The organism is Enterobacter cloacae complex sp. P47BA (genome assembly GCF_014930485.1).
Classification (GTDB): domain Bacteria; phylum Pseudomonadota; class Gammaproteobacteria; order Enterobacterales; family Enterobacteriaceae; genus Enterobacter; species Enterobacter bugandensis.
Genome location: NZ_JADBRF010000011.1, coordinates 45,623 through 67,253 on the forward strand (window position 1 = coordinate 45,623; position 21,631 = coordinate 67,253).

The following is a 21,631-nucleotide window of genomic DNA, read 5'->3' on the forward strand; positions in this document are numbered from 1 at the left end:
ACCCGGCACTCTCTCACAACGGCACAAAGAACCTGAACCGCGCCCCGCTCGCCGACTCCATCAGCCTGATCCCGCCGCCGTGCAGTTCCAGCATTCGATTAACAATCAGCAGCCCTAATCCACCGCGATCCTCACGCGACGCCTGGGTCGTCAATGCCGACGGCCGCTGGAACAGATCGTCTCGCAGCGCGGCATCGACGCCCGTTCCGCTGTCTGCCACTTCGACCTGAAGCTGTTCATTCTCCTGCCAGACCGCCAGACGAATTTCCCCGCCGGTCGGCGTATGGCGCATTGCGTTATCGAGCAGGTTGGTCACCACGCGCTCGATCATCGACACATCGGCAAACACCAGCGGCAGCGGTCCCGGCACGTCAATATGCAGATTCACCTCGCGCGTGCGGGCGGTGAGCTCAAACTTCTGCGCCACGTCGGAAATCAGCTCTCCCATCGCGAAACGCTCGCGCTGCGGCTTAATGCCGCCGTGCTCAAGGCGCGCCAGCTCGAAAAGCTGCTGGGAAAGATGTCGTACCTTTTGTCCCTGACGCAGCGCGGTGGCGAGATACTGCTGGTGCTCCTGCGGCGTCAGGGTGGCGGATTTGAGCGACAGGGTTTCAAGATAGCCCAGCAGCGAGGTCAGCGGCGTGCGAAGATCGTGCGAAATGTTGGCGATAAACTCCCGGCGCTGGCGATCGCTGTCGGCCAGCTGGTCCCACTGGCGGGTAATTTTCCGCGCCAGCTCGATGAAACTGTTGCGCAGGAGCGCCACTTCGTCATTGGCCGCGGCATCCGGCGGCTGTGCTGCGAGCAGCCTGATTGCGCTAATGCTGTCCTGCTCCAGGCCGGTGACCTCTTCCGTCAGGCGCTTAACCGGACGCGTCACCCAGTACCAGACCAGCAGTCCCGCCAGCAGGCCAAACAGCGCGACCCACAGCAATGACCAGAGCACCGTGCTCCAGAGCGCCTTATGCCAGGCCATTTCCGCCAGCGCGTTCGACTCCTCGCCCTGCAAAATGATGTACAGATAGCCCTTAAGCTCGCCGTCCTGCCGCAGCGGCGTGGCGCTGAACACTTTTTTATTTTGACTGCGCGGGTCGTCGCCCAGTACCGGTATGGCGGTACCGCTCAGGAAGGTCTGAATCGGTGCCAGGTCGATTTTTTGCCGCTGAATATGGCCCGGCGGTGCGGCATCGGCCAGGATTTCGCCGTCCGGCGAGATAACGTACAGTTCAACGCTCGGGTTGAAGGTCATCAGCCGGTCGAACAGCGGCTTCAGCGCGGTGCGGTCAACTCTGCCCTGCGCGTCCAGAATCGGTTCCCGCTGGACGATCTGCTGCGCCAGGCCGCCTGACAACCGCTGCACCATCGCGTTGCCGTACTGCATACTGCTGTAGAGCTGTACCGCGCAGGCGACGGTAGCGCAGAGCATCATCAGCAGGACAAACAGCAGCGTCAGGCGCTGGCTCAGGCTAAAGCGGCGCATCATGGTTTGGCTCCGCAAATTTATAGCCCTTGCCCCAGACGGTGCGAATTATCTCCGGCTCGGCGGCGTCCTTCTCAATCTTGATGCGCAGGCGGTTGATATGGGTGTTGACGGTGTGCTCATAGCCCTCGTGCTGATAGCCCCACACCTGCTCCAGCAGTGCCAGACGGGAAAACACCTCGCCAGGATGGCGGGCGAAGAAGTACAGCAGTTCGAATTCGCGCGGGGTGAGATCCACCACCTGGCCGTGAAGCAGCACGCTGCGCGCCAGAGGATCGATCGTCAGGCCATGGGCCTGGATTTGCCCGTCAGCCTGCGCCTGCCCCATCGCCTGCTGGCGGCGGAACAGCGCTTTGATGCGGGCAATCAGTTCCTGCACTGAAAAGGGTTTTGCCAGATAATCATCGGCGCCGGTTTCCAGCCCGGTGATGCGGTCGGTTTCGCTGCTGCGGGCGCTGATGATGATCACCGGCAGGTAGCGGGTCATCTGGCGGATGCGGCGGCAAATCTCCAGACCGTCAACGTTGGGCAGCATCAGGTCGAGGATCACCGCATCCCAGGTCTGGGCTTCAAGACGCTGTAAGGCGTTGCCCCCGTCGGGCTCGTGGGTGATGGCGTAGCCTTCGTCTTCTAAATTGAGTCGCAGAAGCGCCGCGATATCGTGGTCGTCTTCCACCAGCAGGATCTGCTTCATGGGTAAGCCTGTATTCATGTCTTATGACGTAAGCTTACCTGATTTCGCCGGGATGAAGAGTTCACATTTTGTTGAACATTTGAAGGCAAACCAACCATACAAACCGGTCCCCTCTGTATTTTCTGAAGCAGCCTCGCAGGATTTAACTTATCCTTGCTACCCCTCTTTTTATTAAGGTTTTACAGGCGTATGTTCATCTCACACCAGCAAAATCTGGTGCCGGGATTGGCATCCTGCATAACATACTGACGGCGTGATACTTTTTTTACGCTGTGCGTCCGGTTACACTTCAATGGTGAGTCGGACGAGGGCGCTGAAAAGCGCGCCGGTTCTCAGTATGTCCGGTTATGCCAACCTCGTCCGACTCCGCCACCAAAGAAAATTGGCATTTTCAGTGGCGGTGACAAACCAACATACTGAGGATGTTTATATGTCTATTGTCTCGTCTTTTTCAGACACACTTCTCACACTTCCTGTTCATCACAATACCGATTTCACCGATCTGGCCGACAACTGCCAGCGCTACTGCGAAGCGCTGGTTGAAGAAACCGACCCTGCCAGAAAAATCGCGCTCTGTAGCCGCCTCGCCGCCTGTCTTGCCTTGCTCCGCCCGATGCTGCTGGAGCCTGTGCCGGAGCATTTGTATGAACGATTAACGGTGGATGTTTTCCCGGAAAGCGAACCCGCGTTCAACGCAGAGCCTGATCAATTGTGCCGTTACTGTGAGGAGATTACGCAACTCTTAATTGGGGGAGTACTTGCGCCGGAGTCAGCCCGCGTGATGGGTGATCTGCTCTTTGAGCTGACAGGCTATTTTGCCGACCAGCTGAAAGCGCCACGCTGGCTAAATACAGAGGCGGGAGTCGCATTACTGGGCTGAGCAAACAAAGCCGGGTGGCGGCTACGCCTTACCCGGCCTACTCCAGATTGTAGGCCCGGTAAGCGCAGCGCCACCGGGCGATGTTTAGGATTAGCGCGTTTTCACCAACAACGTCAGCACTTCATAATGCGCGGTATGCGGGAACATATCGAAAAGCTGCACGCGTGCAATGCGATAGCCCGGCAGTTGAGCGATGTCTTTCGCCATGGTCTGTGCGTTACAGCTTGAATAGACGATGTATTCCGGCGCCATCTGGCTCAGGTAGTCGCACAGGGATTTGCCAATCCCACGACGCGGCGGATTAACCAGCACCAGCTCCGGCACGTTGCCCTGCCCGGTCGCGAACTGCGTGGAGTCCAGCGCCTGAAAGTGCAGATTGGTTAACCCCAACTCGGCGGCGGACTGCTTTGCGCAGGCAATCGCTTCGGCGGAGATCTCAATGCCGGTGAGCTGCATCTCCGGCGTGGCGCAGTGCAGGCCAAAACCGCCCACGCCGCAGAACAGGTCCCACATATGATGGATGTTTAACGCGCGCACCCAGTCGCGGGCGGTGGCGTACAGGCTGCTTGCCACGGTCGGGTTGGTCTGGAAGAAGCTTTGCGGGCGGATCCACAGCGGCACGTCGTTGAAGCTCTCCGCCAGCGCGTGCTGGTCGGTGAAGAAAACCTCTTTCTCCCCTTCCATGATCGCCATATGCACCGGCTGAATGTTTGCGGTAATCACCTTTAACTGAGGAAGCTGTTCCTGCAGCCACGGCAGCGCCGCGCGCAGCTGCTCCAGCTTGGCTTCCGAGCGCAGCACGAAGCGCAGCATCATCCCGCCGTCGATCTGGCTTTCCGTCAGGAGAAGGTACTTCAGCTCGCCGCGCCTGCGGGCAACGTTGTAAGGCGTTAACCCCGCGCGAGCGATAAACGGTTTCAGTGCGGCAAAGACCGGCTCAAACGAGGCGGGATAGAGCGGGCAGTCGGTTAAGTCTTCCGGCGTGCCGTCGCGGTGCAGCATCCCCAGCAGCGGTTTTTCAACGCTGCCGCTGACCACCATTTTGGCTTTGTTGCGAAAGCCCTGCTCCGGGCCGCTGACGGGTGCGCACCACTCGCCCACCGCGTGCGCTGCCAGCAGCTGTTGCAGGTCGGCCATTTTGGCGGTGAGTTGTTGAGAAACCGGCTGTTCTATCCACTGACAGGAGCGGCAGCGTCCGGCGTCATAGAGTGCGCACTGCATATGAAAACCTTAAGGAAAACGAGGGCTGCGATTATACACATTATTGCAGTCGGAAGAACCGTCGACTGGACGCCGGAACGAAAAGCAGGCAGAGCACCAGCATATCCGGCAGTTTTTGCATGACCAGCGCATGGAAAATCTCACGTCGCGACTCACCCGGAATGCTGAACAGCTCAGGATAGCCATAGCCCAGCGAGGCGGCCCACAGATAGCTGGCGGCGGTCACCTGCGTGAGCAGATAGACCCAGCGCGCCCAGTTTCGCCCTTTGACCAGCGAAAACGCGCAGTAGATCTCGATAAACACCAGCACCAGGCTGCTTAAAAAGACCAGCGTCAGATTCCACGTCTGCACGCTGCGGTGAATGAATTCCCCGATGCCGCGCACGCCCAGCGTATTCAAAATCATCAGCACGTCCAGGCAGCGGATCATAATAATGGCGAGCGCCGCCACCTGAACCAGCGCAGGAACGTTAGGACGAGCGTGCGTAATACGTGATTTTTTTACTAATCCCAATGTTTTACTTCCCTGAAAAACAGTGCCGCGTCATGCGCGGCACATCACCGGAAATTTTAAATCCTTCAGCCGCGTCTTGCACGCTGGATATCGCGCACGCGCTGTTTTTCCGCGCGCGCCATCAAATACCAGGCGATAAATCCGACAATTCCGACCACGCCGAGGATGATAGAGGCCAGAGCATTGATCTCCGGGTTCACCCCCATGCGCACGCTGGAGAAGACCAGCATCGGCAGCGTCGTCGCGCCCGGCCCTGAGACAAAGCTGGCGATAACCAGATCGTCGAGGGAGAGCGTGAACGCCAGCAGCCAGCCGGAGATCACCGCCGGCATAATCATCGGCAGGGTAATGATGAAAAAGACCTTTAGCGGCGTGGCGCCGAGATCCATCGCCGCCTCTTCAATGGAGCGGTCCAGCTCGCGCAGGCGCGAGGAGATCACCACCGCCACATACGCGGTACAGAAGGTGACGTGCGCCAGCCAGATGGTGAGCATGCCGCGATCCGCCGGCCAGCCGATGGCGTGCGCCAGGGCCACGAACAGCAGCAGCAGCGACAGGCCGGTGATGACGTCCGGCATCACCAGCGGGGCAGTGATCATAAAGGCGAAACCGTTTGAGCCGCGAAAACGCCCGAAGCGCACCATCACCAGCGCGGCGATGGTGCCCAGAACGCAGGCCATCGTGGCCGCCAGCGCGGCAATGGTCAGGCTCAGCCCCACCGCGCTCATCATTGCGTCGTCGTGGAACAGTTCGCTGTACCAGCGCGTCGACCAGCCCGCCCAGACCGTCACCAGTTTGGAACTGTTGAACGAGTAGATCACCAGCATCAGCATCGGCGCATACAGGAAGGTGAAGCCGATAACGAGGATCAGAATGCGCCACGGGGAGCGTACTACCGGTAAGTTGTTCATCCGCGATCTCCCATCTGTTTCTGCTGATGCTTATGGAACCACATGATCGGGACGATCAGCAGCAGGAGCATGATAATCGCCACCGCCGACGCCACCGGCCAGTCGCGGTTATTGAAGAACTCCTGCCACAGCACGCGGCCAATCATGATGCTGTCCGGCCCGCCGAGCAGTTCCGGGATCACAAACTCTCCGACCGCCGGAATAAACACCAGCATCGACCCGGCAATGATTCCGCCTTTGGTCAGCGGGACAATCACGCTGAAGAAGGTCTTCAGCGGACGCGCGCCGAGATCGAGCGAGGCTTCCACCAGCGAGTAGTCAATCCGCGTCAGGGCGGTGTAAATCGGCAGCACCATAAACGGCAGATAGGCATACACAATGCCGATATAGACCGCTAGGTTGGTGTGCAGGATGGTCAGCGGCTGATCGATAACCCCAAGCCACATCAGAAAATTATTTAGCACCCCGTTGTTTTTCAGGATCCCCATCCACGCGTAAACGCGTATCAGAAACGATGTCCACGACGGCAGGATCACCAGCAGCAGCAGGATGTTACGCGTCGACGGCTTGCTGTGCGCCACGGCCCACGCCAGCGGGTAGCCCATCACCAGACAGCAGAGCGTCGAGATCGCCGCCACCTGCAGAGACTGCAGATAGGCTTCGAAATAGAGCGGATCCTCGGTGAGCTGGAGGAAGTTGCCCAGATTCAGCGTCAGCGTCAGTTGCCCGTCGGCCCACTCCCACAGATCGGTATACGGCGGGATCGCCCGCGCCATCTCCGCCAGGCTGATCTTAAAGACGATCAGGAACGGCAGCAGGAACAGCAGGATCAGCCACACGTAAGGCATGGCGATTACAAGCTTGCGCCCGTGGTTCATCTTAAGGCGCGTCAGCCAGTGGGCAAAGCCGCCCGGTTTTTTGACGCGGGCTGGAGGTTCAAGTGTGCTCATGATCGCTCCTTATACCGTCAGCACGACGCAACTGTCCGCGTCCCAGCACAGGCGCACTTCGTCGCCCCAGGTCGGCTGCCCCTTGCGGTAGCGATGTTCGTTCTGTAGCTGCGCGCTGAGCATCTGTCCGCTTTTCAGGCGCACGTGGTAAATGGAGAGATCGCCCAGATAGGCAATGTGCACCACTTCCCCGACGGCAAAGTTATAGCCATCGGCAGGCGGATCGTCACAGAGCATGATCTTCTCCGGGCGCAGCGCCACGTAGACCGGCACGTTATCCACCACCGAGCTGTCAGGATCGACCTTAAGCGGATGCTGCAGCCCCGGCGATTCGATGACCAGACCATCCTCCTGACGATCCTTCAGCAGCCCTTCGAAGACGTTAACCGAGCCGATGAACTCCGCGCTGTAGCGGGTGGTCGGATGCTCGTAAATCTCTTCCGGCTCGCCAATCTGCACGAACTTCCCGCGGTTCATGATCGCGATACGCCCGGCCATGGTCATGGCCTCTTCCTGGTCATGGGTGACCATCACGCAGGTCACCCCCACGCGCTCGAGGATATCGACCACTTCGAGCTGCATACGGTCGCGCAGCTTTTTGTCCAGCGCGCCCATCGGCTCGTCGAGCAGCAGCAGTTTCGGGCGTTTCGCCAGGCTTCTCGCCAGCGCCACGCGCTGACGCTGGCCGCCGGAGAGCTGGTGCGGCTTCCGCTTCGCGAACTCCTGCATATGCACCAGGCTCAGCATTTCGGCCACGCGCGCGGTGATTTCGGCTTTCGGCAGCTTGTCCTGCTTCAGGCCAAAGGCGATGTTTTGCTCCACCGTCATGTGCGGAAACAGCGCGTAAGACTGGAACATCATATTAATCGGGCGCTGATACGGCGGCACGCTGGAGAGATCCACACCATCGAGCATGATTTGCCCGGCGGTGGGCTGTTCAAAACCGGCCAGCATACGCAGCAGGGTCGATTTACCGCAGCCCGATGCGCCCAGTAGCGCGAATATTTCGCCTTTATAGATAGTCAGGCTGACGTCGTCCACGGCATGCTGGCCATCGAAAGATTTGGTGAGGTTACGAATTTCAAGAAGCGGGGTCAGCGCTTTACGGACTTTCGCCTGCGGGCGGGGGATCGCGTCATTCACGGGGTGCTCTCCGGTAGAGATCAAATCATGGTGCAGGCGCACCAGAACGGTGCGCCTGTTGCCGGGGGCGCTAACGCTTGCCCGGCCTACGACTCACGGTAACTTATTTACCGCTCTTCACCTTGGTCCACGCGCGGGTACGTACGCGGTCAATTTTTGGATCCTGAACCTTCAGGGTGAACAGCTTGGCGAACACGTCCGCTGGCGGATAGATTGCCGGGTTACTGCGGATCGCTTCGCTCACCAGCGGCACGGAGGCCTTGTTACCGTTGGCGTAGTAAACGTGGTCGCTGATGTGGGCAATCACCTCAGGACGCATCAGGTAATTCAGGAACTGGTAGGCTTCGTCTTTGTTTTTCGCGTCAGCCGGCATGGCGAAGACGTCAAAGAAGGCCAGCGCCCCCTCTTTCGGAATGAAGTAGGACACATTCACACCGTTTTTCGCCTCTTTCGCGCGGTTCGCCGCTTGCCACACGTCCCCTGCCCAGCCGATCGCCACGCAGATGTCGCCGTTCGCCAGGTCGTTGATGTACTGGGACGAGTGGAAGTAACGAATGTTTGGACGCAGCTTCAGCAGCAGATCGGTCGCCGGGCCGGTGTAATCATCGGCTTTATTGCTGTTCGGGTCTTTGCCCAGGTAGTTCAGCACGGTGGCGAAAATCTCTTCCGGCGCATCGAGGAAGGAGACGCCGCAGCTTTTCAGCTTCTCAAGGTTTTCCGGCTTCAGCACCACGTCCCAGCTGTCCAGCTTAACGTCCGGGCCCAGCGCGGCTTTGACTTTATCCACGTTATAGCCGATACCGGTGGTCGCCCACAGGTAAGGCATGGCGTATTTGTTGTCCGGGTCGTGCTTCGCCACCAGCTTCAGCACTTCCGGATCGAGGTTTTTCCAGTTCGATAACTTGCTCTTGTCCAGCGGCTGGAAGACGCCCGCCGTCAGCTGACGTTCCAGGAAGCTTGCGGAAGGTACGACCAGGTCAAAACCGGTGCTGCCTGCCATCAGCTTTCCTTCCAGCACTTCGTTGGAATCGAAAACGTCATAGACCACTTTAATGCCGGTCTCTTTTTCAAAATTAGCGACCGTGTCCGGCGCAATATAGTCAGACCAGTTGTATACGTGCAGCGTTTTTTGTTCCGCAGCGAGCGTGCCGGCAGAGACGGCCATCAGAGCACCCGCAACCAGACCCGATAACCATTTTTTATTCAAGGCGATCATAGTGTTATTCCTTCTGAAAGCTCGTTAACAAACGAACTAAACTGTGCAATCTGGATATATGCAAAAATCATGCATAGTTTGTCGCTCTGCTCAAAATAAAAAGAAACCTCTTTACCCGGCAGGATCCGCTCGCTTTTTTAAGCATCGCAAGAATAACTGTAGCCCGTGTCTCCGGCTATAGCCCAGACGAAAAAACGCCTTTTATCAATTTTTTATGCAGGTTAAGTCTACGTGATAAGCCGAAATGGCCTTGAGGGAGGTGAAAAATTCTTTAAAGAAAGGTTAAAGGCAGCAGAAAAAATGGCCTTCTGCAGCCGCTATGGCAGCGACTGCGCAAAAGTCAGACAGGCTTAGTGAAGAAAATTGGGAGATGCATCATTATTCTCAGCATCGTCTTCCGCGCTATACAGCAGATGATGTGCATTGGCTTCCATCATAACCATGGAAATTTGCTCTTCGCTCAGGCGCATAAACCAGGCGAACTGCTTGAACGACAGCCCCGCCCCGGAGAATAAAGACTGGCAAACGACCAGTTTTGGCAGATTATCGTCCTGTATATCGAGAAATGCTTTCACCGTCAAAGAACTGGCGTTGATAGCCGAGAGATCGGAGGCCAGCGCCAGCAGCGCAGAAGGCTTCACTTCGGCCAGCGCGGAAAAAAGGATCACGTCGTTAATCAGATCGATTTTGGCATCGAAAATGCCGTCGAAATTCTGCATATGAGGCAGATGCAGCGCCTGGCAGGAATCACATTCGAAGAAGGTGATCCCGGCATCATCAAGCCATTGACGTAACGTATCCAGTGTAGGTACGACCTGTAAATCCATCGCTTTGCAGCCTCTTTAGTAAAAACTTCGCATAGGGTACTCAAAAAGCGCCCGGTAATCCATTTAACCGCCCGTTTTCAGACAGTAACCCGGCGTGGCATGACGCTCGATCCATGAGATCATTTTACCTGCAATATCGACCCCTGTGGTTTTTTCCACACCTTCCAGCCCCGGGGAGGCGTTCACCTCCATCACCAGCGGCCCGCGCGTCGCGCGCAGAAGGTCCACGCCCGCTACGTCCAGCCCCAGGGTTTGCGCCGCTTTCACGGCTATTTCCCGTTCGCGTTCGCTAATATCGGCTACCCGCGCAACGCCGCCGCGGTGAAGGTTAGAGCGGAAATCGCCCTCTTTGGCCTGGCGCTCGATGGCCGCCACGACCTCGTTCCCCACCACGAAACAGCGAATGTCGCGCCCTTTCGCCTCTTCAATGTACTCCTGCACCAGAATGTGCGCATTCAGCCCGCGAAAGGCGTCGATCACGCTCTCCGCCGCCTGACGCGTTTCCGCTAACACCACGCCAATGCCCTGCGTGCCTTCCACCAGCTTGATCACCAGCGGCGCGCCGCCCACCATATCGATCAGATCGCTGGTGTCGTCCGGTGAATGGGCAATGCCCGTGACCGGAAGATCGATCCCCTGTCGTGCGAGCAGCTGCAGGGAGCGCAGCTTGTCGCGGGCGCGGGAAATGGCGACGGATTCGTTGAGCGGATAGCTGCCCAGCATCTCGAACTGGCGCAGCGCGGCGGTGCCGTAGTAGGTAATCTGGGAGCCGATGCGGGGGATCACCGCATCGAAGTGCGGCAGCTTGCGGCCTTTGTAGTGAATCGACGAGGCGGCGGGGTCGATGTTCATATAGCAGGACATCGGGTCGAGGATCTCAACCTGATGCCCGCGTTTCGCCGCCGCTTCTCGCAGGCGCTTACATGAATAGAGCGTTCCGTCCCGGGACAATATGGCAATTTTCACCCTGCACCTCTCTGAAGACATGGAAAAAGCCTGCATATCATATACGCAGGCAGGCGCAGGAGGAATGGACTATCGCGTTGCCCAGCCCTGCTTGTGCAGATACTCAAGAATAAACGGGCGGTTTTCTTTGATGATGGTGCGGCGAATATGATCCGTCCAGGTGTCGCGACGGTTATTGCTGCCGCGCGTCATGTAGTAGTTCGCCAGCTCTTCGTCGTATTGATTCAGGACATCCTGATCGACCGGCTGGTAATGGTTTTCATGCACCAGCATCGCGGCAGGAATGCGCGGCTTGAGATCCGGGTTGTCCGCCGGCCAGCCGAGGCAGAGGCCAAACAGCGGCAGCACGTGTTTTGGCAGCTTCAGCAGGTCGGTCACGCTTTGAATGTTGTTACGCAGCCCGCCGATATAGACACCGCCTAACCCCAGCGATTCCGCGGCCGTAAAGGCGTTTTGCGCCATCAGCGCGGTATCCACCACGCCCAGCAGCAGCTGTTCGGCCAGCCCCAGCTCGGCCTCAGGGCAGATCTGCAGGTGGCGGTTAAAGTCGGCGCAGAACACCCAGAACTCGGCTGCCTGAGCCACATGCTTCTGCCCGCCGGTGAGCGTCACCAGCTGTTCACGCATGGCTTTATCAGTAATGCGGATAATCGAGCTGCACTGCAAAAAGCTGGAGCTGGAGGTGGCTCTTGCGCTGTCAATAATCGCATTACGCTGCGCCTCGGTAATCGGCTCATCGGTAAAGTGGCGAATGGAGCGGTGGGACTGGAGCAGGTCTATGGTTGGCGTCATCTTGTCTCTCTTTAGTCTTGCTTAATACGTATGGCAGCCAGTATAGGCAATGATGTGCGCGGTGTAATTGGCGAAACATAGCTCATAGGTATTATAACGACAGGCGAAACCTTCTTTAATGACGGCGGGTTATGGGGCACTATACGTGTCATTCGCCGTCAGGCTTGTTTTTTGAGGAGAGAGAAATGTTTGCAGTAATTTTTGGTCGTCCAGGGTGCCCTTACTGTGTGCGCGCGAAAGAGCTGGCTGAGAAACTGACCGAAGAGCGCGATGACTTCAACTTCCGCTATGTGGACATCCACGCGGAAGGCATCACCAAGGCCGACCTGGAAAAAACCGTCGGTAAGCCGGTTGAAACCGTGCCGCAGATCTTCCTCGATCAGAAACACATCGGCGGTTGCACCGACTTTGAGGCCTACGCTAAAGAGCATCTGGGCCTGTTTGCCGAGCAGTAATGAAGAGACGCCCTCACCCTGAGGGCGTTTTTATTTGCGGTGCCGTCGGTGCTGAACCAGGCTGCGCACAAACAGGTAGCACAGCGCGCCAAGCGCGCACCAGAATACGCCGCTCAGCAACCACGCCAGCTCCTGCCAGAAACTCCGCGTTGAAATATACATCAGGCGCATCATCAGCAGACACAGTGGTGCAGCGAGCATGGCGCCGAGCAGCGGCTTCACCACCTCCCCTTTACGGGAGAGAAAACTGGCGGCAGCCCCCGGCAACGTGAAGAAGAGCAACCCCAGCTCAGGATGCCCGGACGCCCTGAACGCGCCCTTTACATTAAATGCGAGCGACATGCACACGACCGTGAACAGCAAAAAACAGCTGATCACCCCCGCCCAGTTTCGTTTCATATTCAAACTATCCTCCTGACTTATCTCTATCAAATACACATTCGTCGGGTAGACGCCCAGTCAGATAAAGCAGTGCGGCAATCCATGCCAAAGTACGCACAGGGTGATGCGATAATCAGTAGCTGTCAGTAGCTAATGCGATTAAACTACACGCCAGCTAATGTTTTAGGGAATAAAGCAGGAAACAGGGAGCGTTAGCGCTTTTCCCTGATCCAGAAAACAGTAGCCCAAAAAGTCCTTTCATTCAACAACTTACTGGTAAACAAGAAGTTAGCCTCCGTGAATATAAACGTCGCAGACTTGTTAAATGGGAATTACATCCTGTTATTATTTGTGGTACTGGCGCTGGGTCTTTGCCTGGGTAAATTGCGCCTGGGTTCGGTTCAACTCGGTAATTCCATTGGCGTTTTAGTCGTCTCCTTATTATTAGGCCAGCAGCACTTCAGCATTAACACGGACGCGCTGAACTTAGGTTTTATGCTGTTTATTTTTTGCGTTGGCGTAGAAGCGGGACCTAACTTTTTTTCAATTTTCTTCCGCGACGGCAAAAATTATCTGATGCTGGCGCTGGTGATGGTCGGCAGCGCGCTGCTGATCGCGTTAGGACTGGGCAAACTGTTTGGCTGGGATATCGGGCTTACGGCCGGTATGCTGGCCGGCTCTATGACGTCAACCCCCGTGCTCGTGGGCGCCGGTGATACCCTGCGCCATTCCGGCATGGCGGGCGCGAAGCTCTCTACCGCCCTCGACCATCTGAGCCTGGGCTATGCCCTGACCTATCTGATTGGTCTGGTGAGCCTAATCGTTGGCGCGCGCTACCTGCCAAAACTGCAGCACCAGGATCTGCAGACCAGCGCCCAGCAAATCGCCCGCGAGCGCGGTCTGGATACCGACTCCAAACGTAAAGTCTATCTCCCGGTTATCCGCGCCTACCGCGTCGGGCCGGAGCTGGTGGCATGGGCAGACGGCAAAAATCTTCGCGAACTGGGGATTTACCGCCAGACCGGCTGCTACATCGAACGTATCCGCCGCAACGGCATTCTGGCGAACCCGGACGGCGACGCGGTGCTGCAGATGGGCGACGACATCGCGCTGGTGGGTTACCCGGACGCCCACGCCCGTCTCGACCCGAGCTTCCGTAACGGCAAAGAGGTGTTCGACCGCGACCTGCTCGACATGCGCATCGTCACCGAAGAGATCGTGGTGAAAAACCATAACGCCGTGGGCCGCCGCCTGGCGCAGCTGAAGCTGACCGACCACGGCTGCTTCCTCAACCGGGTGATCCGCAGCCAGATTGAGATGCCCATCGACGATAACGTCGTGCTCAACAAAGGCGACGTGCTGCAGGTCAGCGGCGACGCGCGACGCGTAAAAACCGTTGCCGACCGCATCGGCTTTATCTCCATTCACAGCCAGGTCACCGACCTGCTGGCCTTCTGCGCCTTCTTCATCGTTGGCCTGATGATCGGGATGATTACCTTTCAGTTCAGCAACTTCAGCTTCGGCATCGGTAACGCCGCCGGTCTGCTGTTCGCCGGGATCATGCTGGGCTTCCTGCGAGCCAACCATCCGACCTTCGGCTACATTCCGCAGGGCGCGCTGAACATGGTGAAAGAGTTCGGTCTGATGGTGTTTATGGCGGGCGTCGGCCTGAGCGCGGGCAGCGGCATCGGCCACAGCCTCGGCGCCGTCGGCTGGCAGATGTTGGTTTCCGGCCTTATCGTCAGCCTGGTGCCGGTGGTGATCTGCTTCCTGTTCGGCGCCTACGTGCTGCGTATGAACCGCGCCCTGCTGTTCGGGGCAATGATGGGGGCGCGTACCTGTGCCCCGGCGATGGAAATCATCAGCGATACAGCGCGCAGCAACATCCCGGCGCTGGGGTATGCAGGCACCTATGCTATCGCGAACGTACTGCTGACGCTGGCGGGTACGCTGATTATCATCATCTGGCCGGGACTCGGATAACTCCTAAGTTTGCGCGTAATGAAAAAATTTTTGTAACGCGCAGAACTTTTTTAGCAGGGGGCAGTCATAACTAGTGCCACTGCTTTTCTTTGATGTCCCCAATTTGTGGAGCCCATCAACCCCGCCGTTTTGGTTCAAGGTTGATGGGTTTTTTGTTGCCTGAAATTCCCCTTCCTGTAATCTGACCTTCTCTCTTCCCACCAAAACATATATGATTAAACGAATATGATTTAATCTACCCTCAGGAACACCCATGATCCACCCGCTCCAGCTCTTCAAAATCCTCTCCGACGAAACGCGACTCGCCATCGTCATGCTGCTCCGTGAAGCGGGCGAGCTGTGTGTCTGCGATCTCTGCTCCGCCACCAGCGAACCGCAGCCGAAAGTCTCCCGCCACATGGCCTTGCTGCGCGAGTCCGGGCTGGTTATCGACCGCCGCGAGGGTAAGTGGGTCCATTACCGTCTCTCTCCCAACATGCCCGCGTGGGCGGCAGCCGTCATCGACACCAGCTGGAACTGCCTGCGGGAAGAGACGCGCATGAAGCTGAAAAAGCGACTCCCGGGCTCATGCTAATCAAAACATATTCATGAAATCAGATATAACGGAGTAAGCGATGTTTCTGGCAGGGGCAATTTTTCTGTTTACGCTGGTACTGGTCATCTGGCAGCCCAAAGGGCTCAGTATCGGCTGGAGCGCAACCATTGGCGCCCTGCTGGCGCTGGCCAGCGGGGTAATTCACATTAACGATATACCTGTGGTCTGGAATATCGTCTGGAACGCCACGGCGACGTTTATCGCCGTCATCATTATCAGCCTGCTGCTGGATGAGTCCGGCTTTTTCGAGTGGGCGGCGCTGCACGTTGCCCGCTGGGGAAACGGTCGCGGGCGATTGCTGTTTACTTATATCGTGCTGCTGGGTGCGGCTGTGGCGGCGCTGTTTGCCAATGACGGCGCGGCGCTGATCCTGACGCCTATCGTCATCGCAATGCTGCTGGCGCTGGGGTTCAGCAAGCAGGCCACGCTGGCGTTTGTGATGGCGGCAGGTTTTATCGCCGATACCGCCAGCCTGCCGCTGATTGTCTCCAACCTGGTCAACATCGTGTCGGCAGACTTCTTTAAGCTGGGGTTCAGCGAATACGCCTCGGTGATGATCCCCGTTGATATCGCCGCGATTGTTGCAACGCTGGTGATGCTGCATCTTTTCTTCCGCAAGGAAATTCCCCCAGAATATGACCTGGCGAAACTTCAGGAGCCCGCGCGGGCCATTCACGATCTCCCGACGTTCAGAACGGGCTGGATCGTGCTACTGCTTCTGCTCGTTGGCTTCTTTGTGCTTGAACCTCTCGGCATTCCGGTCAGCGCCATTGCGACCGTCGGCGCGCTGATTTTATTCACCGTCGCAAAGCGCGGACATGCAATAAACACCGGGAAAGTGCTGCGTGGCGCACCCTGGCAAATTGTTATTTTCTCGCTCGGGATGTATCTGGTGGTGTATGGCCTGCGCAATGCCGGGCTGACAGATTATCTCACTGGCGTGCTGAATAGCCTGGCCGGACACGGACTGTGGGCCACCACGCTGGGAACCGGGTTCATCACCGCGTTCCTGTCATCCATAATGAACAATATGCCCACGGTGCTGATTGGCGCGCTCTCCATTGAGGGCAGCATGGCGACGGGATTGCTCAAGGACGCGATGATTTACGCCAACGTGATTGGCTGCGATCTGGGGCCGAAAATCACGCCTATCGGTAGCCTCGCCACCCTGCTCTGGCTCCACGTGCTGGCGCAGAAAAACATGACGATTACCTGGGGCTACTATTTCCGGACGGGCATCATCATGACGCTGCCGGTCCTGTTTGTGACGCTCGCCGCGCTGGCGCTACGTCTCTCCTTCACACTGTAATGAGCCACTGATATGAGCCACATCACCATTTACCACAACCCAGCCTGCGGCACCTCGCGCAATACGCTGGAGATGATCCGCAACAGCGGCACGGAGCCGGAGATTATCCTCTATCTGGAAACCCCGCCGTCGCGCGATACGCTGGCCACCCTGATTGCCGATATGGGGATTTCGGTGCGGGATCTGCTGCGCAAAAACGTGGAGCCCTATGAACAGCTCGGCCTGGCCGAAGATATCTTCACCGACGACCAGCTTATCGAGTTTATGCTGCAACACCCGATCCTGATTAACCGTCCGATCGTGGTCACGCCGCTGGGCACCCGCCTGTGCCGCCCGTCTGAAGTTGTCCTCGACATTCTGCCGGACGCGCAGAAAGGAGCGTTTACGAAAGAGGATGGCGAAGCCGTCGTGGACGCCAGCGGGAAAAAAATCGAACACAGGTAAAACAGGCAGGGCGAGTGATGCCTAAGGGTTTCCCTCGCCCGCAATTCTCCCCACCATCGCCCGAATTTCCTCCCGGCTTAATGGCTCTCGGTCAGTCACATAGTGCAGCGTCATCCCTTCGATGAAGGCATCCAGCGCGCGGGTGGTGACCGGGTCGAACCACTGCTCCAGCGTGGTCTGGCTCATCTTCATCCAGTCCTGCATCACCGTTTTGAGCGCCGCGCTGCGGTGCATAAAGGCGTAAAGCTGGTACATCAGCGCCATGTTGTGCGGCGTGGTCACCTGCGAGCTGTGGATCAGGGTGGTGATGGATTCACACGCCATTTCCGGCCCGGTGACGCCCGCGAAGAAATCCCGGTACTGCTGCGACATCTGGCGGGTAAACCACGTGAAGGCCTCCTCCAGCAGCGGCTCCATGCCGTCGAAATAGTAGGTCATTGACCCCAGCGGCACGCCCGCGCAGGTGGCGATTTTGCGGTGCGTGACGGCGTGAATACCGTGTTCGGCAATGGTGTCCAGCGTCGCCTGGAGAATTTTTTCACGTCGATGCGGATCGTTCGGTGGTCTGCTCATAAATCCCTCACCTGGTTTGTGTACAAATGTACACAAACTTGCTAGTGTTGTCGCTACTGTTGTACTTCTGGTGCTACCCCAATGACGCTGACCTCTTCCCGCAACGCCCTGCGACTACGCATGTGGGCATTGTTTATGTTCTTCTTTATTCCCGGTCTGCTGATGGCCTCCTGGGCCACACGCACGCCCGCCATACGCGACATTTTGTCCGTCTCTACCGCGGAGATGGGCATCGTGCTGTTCGGCCTGTCGATAGGCTCCATGAGCGGCATTCTCTGCTCCGCGTGGCTGGTGAAGCGCTTTGGCACGCGGGCGGTGATCCGCACCACCATGTGCTTCGCGGTAATTGGGATGATCGTGCTAAGCGTCGCGCTGTGGTTTGCCTCGCCGGTGCTGTTTGCCCTGGGGCTGACGGTATTTGGCGGCAGCTTCGGCTCGGCAGAGGTTGCGATTAACGTTGAAGGGGCGGCGGTCGAGCGCGAGATGAACAAAACCGTGCTGCCCATGATGCACGGCTTTTACAGCCTCGGCACGCTCGCCGGCGCGGGCGTCGGCATGGCGCTGACGGCCTTTGGCATGAGCGCGAATCTGCATATCCTGCTGGCGGCGCTGGTATGCATCATTCCGATCCTGACCGGCATTCGGGCGATCCCGAACGGTACCGGCAAGAATTCCGCTGAAGAACAGCATTCGACGGAAAAAGGGCTGCCCTTCTACCGCGATTTCCAGCTGATGCTCATCGGCGTGGTGGTGCTGGCGATGGCGTTCGCGGAAGGCTCCGCCAACGACTGGCTGCCGCTGCTGATGGTGGACGGCCACGGCTTTAGTCCGACCTCCGGCTCGCTGATTTACGCAGGGTTTACGCTGGGGATGACCGTAGGGCGCTTCACCGGCGGCTGGTTTATCGACCGCTACAGCCGCGTCGCGGTAGTGCGCGCCAGCGCCCTGCTCGGCGGCCTGGGTATCGCGATGATCGTCTTTGTGGACGTGGACTGGATTGCCGGGGTCTCGGTGATCCTCTGGGGTCTGGGCGCGTCGCTCGGCTTCCCGCTGACTATTTCGGCCGCCAGCGACACCGGCCCGGATGCCCCGACCCGCGTCAGCGTGGTGGCGACCACGGGCTACCTCGCCTTCCTGGTCGGGCCGCCGCTGCTCGGTTTCCTCGGTGAGCACTACGGGTTGCGCAGCGCCATGCTGGTGGTGTTAGGGTTGGTGATTATCGCGGCGCTGGTGGCGCGCGCGGTGGCAAAGCCGGAAACGGAACAAACGTCAATGGAGAAGGGATATGAGCGTTAAACTGATCGCCGTCGACATGGATGGCACATTCCTGAGTGATGCCAAGACCTATAACCGCCCGCGCTTTCTGGCGCAGTATGCGCGCATGAAGGAGCAAGGCATTCGCTTTGTGGTCGCCAGCGGCAACCAGTATTACCAGCTGATCTCGTTCTTCCCGGAGATCGCGCATGAAATTGCCTTTGTTGCCGAAAACGGCGGCTGGGTGGTCGATGCCGGGGAAGATGTGTTCAACGGCGAGCTGACAAAAGCGCATTTCAGCACCGTGGCCGCCGTCTTAAACGACGTCCCCGGCATTGAGATTATCGCCTGCGGGAAAGGCAGCGCCTACACGCTTAAGGCCTATGACGATGCCTTCATTGATATCGCGTCAAAATATTATCACCGCCTCGAAAGGGTGCAGGATTTCAACAGCCTGAACGACATCTTCTTCAAGTTCGGGCTCAACGTTTCCGATGACGAAATTCCGCGCATTCAGGCGCTGCTGCATGAAAAGCTAAGTGACATTATGGTGCCCGTCACCACCGGTCACGGCAGCATTGACCTGATTATCCCCGGCGTGCATAAAGCCAACGGCCTGCGCATCCTGCAAACGCGCTGGGGCATCGAGGACAGCGAAGTGGTGGCCTTTGGTGACAGCGGCAACGACGTGGAGATGCTGCGTCAGTCCGGGTTCAGCTTTGCGATGGCAAATGCCAAGCCGCATATTAAAGCGGAGGCGCGCTTTGAAGCACCGCATAATAACGAGGAAGGCGTTTTAAACGTGATTGAGAAGGTATTGAACGGGGAGACACCGTTTAATTGACCGCGTGCGGTCTGGCGGCCTCGCCCCTCACCCAGGCCCTCTCCCCAATGGGGAGAGGGAAAAAAGATTATGGTTGCAGGGCGTTTCCGACGCGTTTGTCCTTCAGGAACACCACCATCAGGCCAACCCACAGCGCGCCGTTGGCGAGGTTAAACAGGCTGAACAACCCGTTGCCGCCCAGCGCGTAAGCGTGCTTGCTCACCTCGATACCGACGGTAAAAATCAGCATCTGCAGCATGCCCATCGCCGCAGAGACCGTACCTTTACTCATCTCGCTCGCAAACAGGGTCAGGCGCACCAGGCCAGCGTTCGCCACGCCAATTCCGAAGGCATAAATGCTCAGCCCCGCCGTCATCCACAGGTAGGCGTGGGATGACGCGACGGTCGCTACCGCAGCCAGAATCAGCCCTGCCGCAATCGGCCAGCCGCCCATGATAATCAGTGAACGCACGGTGCGGCGAGACGTCAGACGGGCCAGCACCAGGTTACCAATAATCAACGCGCCAAAGATCGGCACCTGCAGCAGGCCGTACTCGTAGCTGCTGAGCTTTTCACCGCTGATGATAATAACCGGTGACTGCGCGATCCACGCCAGCAGAGGCAGGCTAACGAATCCGGTCGCCAGCGCCCCCGCCACAAAGCGGCCATTTTGCAACACTGCTTTGTAATCCCGGCCCAGCTCTTTCAGCGAGAGTTTTTCGCCCAGACGGGTAGCCGTTTCCGGCATCGCGCGGTGCAGGCCGAAGAACGCGATGGCGGCGAGAACAGCAAAGAGCACAAACATCCCTTCCCACGGCGCAACGTGCACCCACGCGGCCCCCACCAGCGGCCCGAGTAAGGGGGCGATCAGCGCCACGTTCGCCATCAGCGCGGTAATTTTGATACACACCGCCTCCTCAAACGACTCCTGAATGGCGGCATAGCCCACGGCGCCGATAAAGCACAGGCTCACCCCCTGCAGGAAACGCAGCAGGGTAAATTGTTCAATGTTTTGCGCCAGCAGCGTGGCGAGGCAGGTAACGATAAACCACACCACGCCCGTCAGCATCACCGGACGGCGGCCAATACGATCCGACAGCGGGCCTAACAGCCACTGCAAAAACATGCCGCCAGCCAGATAGGCGGTCATGGAGGTCGGCACCCACTCGATTCCCGCGTTGTACTGCTCCACAACGGCCAGCATACCGGGCTGGATCATATCGTTGCCGATATAGGTAGAGAATTCGTAGAGCACCAGACACAGAGGGAAAAGCAACGCCTGACGACCCAGACGTGAACCAGAAGAAGAACGGTTTAACATGCAATCTCTTTATAATGACAAAATCGCGACGAGTTTAATGAAATGCCGTAATCCGAGATAGTGATTTATCGAGGAGAAACAGAAATAAAGCACATATCGTCTTCGTTTAAGGTTTCCTTAAGTTGACAGATTTATGATAGCGCGATTACTCGTCAATGATCCCTAATTATGGCACTCACTTCCAGCCGTTCAGAATTGTCTAACTTACAGACTAATAAGACAAAACAGCTTTACCGCTTACCGTCCCGCTTTTATGGTTATCAGCTTTTGGTGCTAGTAGCGCTTGCCGTGGTGTTTACGTGGCTATCGCGCGATGAAGCGCTCGACAGATGGATCACCGGTTTTTGGTATGACGCGGCGACACAGACTTTCCCGCTGCAAAAAGACCACCTGCTGGATCTGCTGAACCATCGTCTGGCGAAGTACATTGCGATTGCCTTAGGCGCCGTGGCGCTGCTTTACGGCGCTTACAAACGTAACGCAAGGCTTGTCACAGCCGCGCTGCTGATGGGGCTTGGCGCGCTGGTGGTTGGCGTGCTGAAAAGCATCAGCCACCACAGCTGCCCGTGGGATCTGGTGGAATATGGCGGTAAGGCCGTGTCTTACCCCCTGTTCAGCGCCGTTCCGGCAGACAGCGGTCCGGGCCGCTGCTTCCCGGGTGGCCATTCTTCCAGCGGCTTTATGGTGATGGGGCTGTTTTTTGCCTTCTGGCGCGAGCGTCCGCGTCTCGCCTGGAGCTTTGTGGTCCTTGGCGCGGTTCTGGGTCTGGCGATGGGCTTCGGCCAGGTGATGCGCGGGGCACATTTTTTCTCTCACAACCTGTGGGCCGGGTGGTGGGTCTGGTTTTCCCAGGTGGCGGTCTACGGGCTGGTTTCCACCCGGTTTGCAAAAGAGTGATT

Annotated in this window: 23 protein-coding genes; 9 read left to right on the plus strand and 14 right to left on the minus strand. The window is 57.8% G+C overall.

From position 1 onward, the window contains the following. Positions 1 to 13 precede the first annotated feature (13 nt). Entirely contained in the window at positions 14 to 1,483 is a 1,470-nt protein-coding gene (locus tag IM299_RS12670) for an ATP-binding protein (protein ID WP_193357587.1), read from the minus strand. Then, the gene (locus IM299_RS12675; protein WP_048957081.1) at positions 1,467 to 2,174 is read right to left on the minus strand and encodes a response regulator transcription factor; all 708 of its coding nucleotides are present in this window, start codon (positions 2,172 to 2,174) and stop codon (positions 1,467 to 1,469) included. Before IM299_RS12675 ends, IM299_RS12670 begins: the two co-directional genes overlap by 17 nt. Before the next feature lie 430 nt (positions 2,175 to 2,604). Between IM299_RS12675 and IM299_RS12680 the strand changes: the two genes are divergently transcribed. Continuing rightward, positions 2,605 to 3,054 (plus strand): hypothetical protein, encoded by a 450-nt coding sequence (locus tag IM299_RS12680; RefSeq protein WP_048957079.1) that lies wholly within the window; start codon positions 2,605 to 2,607, stop codon positions 3,052 to 3,054. Positions 3,055 to 3,144: 90 nt separating this feature from the next. Here the strand turns inward: IM299_RS12680 and rlmC are convergent, their stop codons facing one another. The 9 genes from rlmC to nfsA all read right to left on the minus strand — a co-directional run bounded on the left by rlmC (position 3,145) and on the right by nfsA (position 11,594). Further along, positions 3,145 to 4,275, minus strand: a complete 1,131-nt coding sequence (gene rlmC / locus IM299_RS12685) for a 23S rRNA (uracil(747)-C(5))-methyltransferase RlmC (protein WP_193357588.1) — start codon at positions 4,273 to 4,275, stop codon at positions 3,145 to 3,147. Between the two features lie 40 nt (positions 4,276 to 4,315). After that, complete coding sequence (locus tag IM299_RS12690) at positions 4,316 to 4,789, minus strand: YbjO family protein (protein WP_028012509.1); 474 nt, start codon at positions 4,787 to 4,789, stop codon at positions 4,316 to 4,318. 65 nt (positions 4,790 to 4,854) lie between these two features. Then, positions 4,855 to 5,700 carry a putrescine ABC transporter permease PotI gene (gene potI, locus IM299_RS12695; protein WP_028012508.1) on the minus strand — a complete coding sequence of 282 codons (846 nt, stop codon included), beginning with the start codon at positions 5,698 to 5,700 and terminating at the stop codon, positions 4,855 to 4,857. Then, on the minus strand, positions 5,697 to 6,650 hold the full coding sequence (gene potH, locus IM299_RS12700; RefSeq protein ID WP_041910674.1) for a putrescine ABC transporter permease PotH: 954 nt from the start codon (positions 6,648 to 6,650) through the stop codon (positions 5,697 to 5,699). The genes potI and potH overlap by 4 nt, the downstream gene beginning before the upstream one ends. Before the next feature lie 9 nt (positions 6,651 to 6,659). Beyond that, a complete protein-coding gene (gene potG, locus IM299_RS12705) occupies positions 6,660 to 7,793 on the minus strand; it encodes a putrescine ABC transporter ATP-binding subunit PotG (RefSeq protein ID WP_045630953.1) in 1,134 nt (377 codons plus the stop codon). A gap of 103 nt (positions 7,794 to 7,896) precedes the next feature. Then, the gene (gene potF, locus IM299_RS12710) at positions 7,897 to 9,009 is read right to left on the minus strand and encodes a spermidine/putrescine ABC transporter substrate-binding protein PotF (protein WP_041910676.1); all 1,113 of its coding nucleotides are present in this window, start codon (positions 9,007 to 9,009) and stop codon (positions 7,897 to 7,899) included. A gap of 350 nt (positions 9,010 to 9,359) precedes the next feature. Further along, positions 9,360 to 9,836 carry a YbjN domain-containing protein gene (locus tag IM299_RS12715; RefSeq protein WP_003858385.1) on the minus strand — a complete coding sequence of 159 codons (477 nt, stop codon included), beginning with the start codon at positions 9,834 to 9,836 and terminating at the stop codon, positions 9,360 to 9,362. Positions 9,837 to 9,899: 63 nt separating this feature from the next. Beyond that, positions 9,900 to 10,802, minus strand: coding sequence for a 30S ribosomal protein S6--L-glutamate ligase (gene rimK, locus IM299_RS12720; protein ID WP_028012504.1), 903 nt, complete (start codon positions 10,800 to 10,802; stop codon positions 9,900 to 9,902). A 69-nt stretch (positions 10,803 to 10,871) separates the two neighbouring features. Further along, positions 10,872 to 11,594 carry a nitroreductase NfsA gene (gene nfsA, locus IM299_RS12725; protein WP_028012503.1) on the minus strand — a complete coding sequence of 241 codons (723 nt, stop codon included), beginning with the start codon at positions 11,592 to 11,594 and terminating at the stop codon, positions 10,872 to 10,874. A 185-nt stretch (positions 11,595 to 11,779) separates the two neighbouring features. On the opposite strand from nfsA, the gene IM299_RS12730 reads away from it, so the two are divergent. Then, complete coding sequence (locus IM299_RS12730) at positions 11,780 to 12,049, plus strand: GrxA family glutaredoxin (protein ID WP_028012502.1); 270 nt, start codon at positions 11,780 to 11,782, stop codon at positions 12,047 to 12,049. Between the two features lie 30 nt (positions 12,050 to 12,079). On the opposite strand, the gene IM299_RS12735 is transcribed toward IM299_RS12730, so the two are convergent. Further along, positions 12,080 to 12,448, minus strand: coding sequence for an inner membrane protein YbjM (locus IM299_RS12735; protein WP_088204913.1), 369 nt, complete (start codon positions 12,446 to 12,448; stop codon positions 12,080 to 12,082). A 279-nt stretch (positions 12,449 to 12,727) separates the two neighbouring features. Between IM299_RS12735 and IM299_RS12740 the strand changes: the two genes are divergently transcribed. The 4 genes from IM299_RS12740 (at position 12,728) to arsC (ending at position 16,761) form a co-directional block, all read left to right on the plus strand. Then, entirely contained in the window at positions 12,728 to 14,413 is a 1,686-nt protein-coding gene (locus tag IM299_RS12740; protein WP_193357589.1) for an aspartate:alanine antiporter, read from the plus strand. 253 nt (positions 14,414 to 14,666) lie between these two features. Next, positions 14,667 to 14,987 carry a metalloregulator ArsR/SmtB family transcription factor gene (locus IM299_RS12745; protein WP_193357590.1) on the plus strand — a complete coding sequence of 107 codons (321 nt, stop codon included), beginning with the start codon at positions 14,667 to 14,669 and terminating at the stop codon, positions 14,985 to 14,987. A 40-nt stretch (positions 14,988 to 15,027) separates the two neighbouring features. Then, entirely contained in the window at positions 15,028 to 16,317 is a 1,290-nt protein-coding gene (locus tag IM299_RS12750) for an arsenic transporter (protein WP_193357591.1), read from the plus strand. Between the two features lie 12 nt (positions 16,318 to 16,329). Beyond that, entirely contained in the window at positions 16,330 to 16,761 is a 432-nt protein-coding gene (gene arsC / locus IM299_RS12755; RefSeq protein WP_048957060.1) for a glutaredoxin-dependent arsenate reductase, read from the plus strand. A gap of 21 nt (positions 16,762 to 16,782) precedes the next feature. Here arsC and IM299_RS12760 read toward each other — a convergent pair whose 3' ends face one another. Beyond that, complete coding sequence (locus IM299_RS12760) at positions 16,783 to 17,334, minus strand: TetR/AcrR family transcriptional regulator (protein ID WP_028012492.1); 552 nt, start codon at positions 17,332 to 17,334, stop codon at positions 16,783 to 16,785. Positions 17,335 to 17,415: 81 nt separating this feature from the next. Here IM299_RS12760 and IM299_RS12765 point away from each other — a divergent pair, with 81 nt between their 5' ends. Next, complete coding sequence (locus tag IM299_RS12765; RefSeq protein WP_041910681.1) at positions 17,416 to 18,630, plus strand: MFS transporter; 1,215 nt, start codon at positions 17,416 to 17,418, stop codon at positions 18,628 to 18,630. Then, positions 18,620 to 19,432: a Cof-type HAD-IIB family hydrolase gene (locus IM299_RS12770; protein WP_193357592.1), complete on the plus strand. Its 813-nt coding sequence runs from the start codon at positions 18,620 to 18,622 to the stop codon at positions 19,430 to 19,432. Before IM299_RS12765 ends, IM299_RS12770 begins: the two co-directional genes overlap by 11 nt. Positions 19,433 to 19,499: 67 nt before the next feature. On the opposite strand, the gene IM299_RS12775 is transcribed toward IM299_RS12770, so the two are convergent. Next, positions 19,500 to 20,732: an MFS transporter gene (locus IM299_RS12775; protein WP_047362755.1), complete on the minus strand. Its 1,233-nt coding sequence runs from the start codon at positions 20,730 to 20,732 to the stop codon at positions 19,500 to 19,502. A 168-nt stretch (positions 20,733 to 20,900) separates the two neighbouring features. Here IM299_RS12775 and IM299_RS12780 point away from each other — a divergent pair, with 168 nt between their 5' ends. Then, positions 20,901 to 21,629 (plus strand): phosphatase PAP2 family protein, encoded by a 729-nt coding sequence (locus tag IM299_RS12780; protein ID WP_047368172.1) that lies wholly within the window; start codon positions 20,901 to 20,903, stop codon positions 21,627 to 21,629. Positions 21,630 to 21,631: the final 2 nt, after the last annotated feature.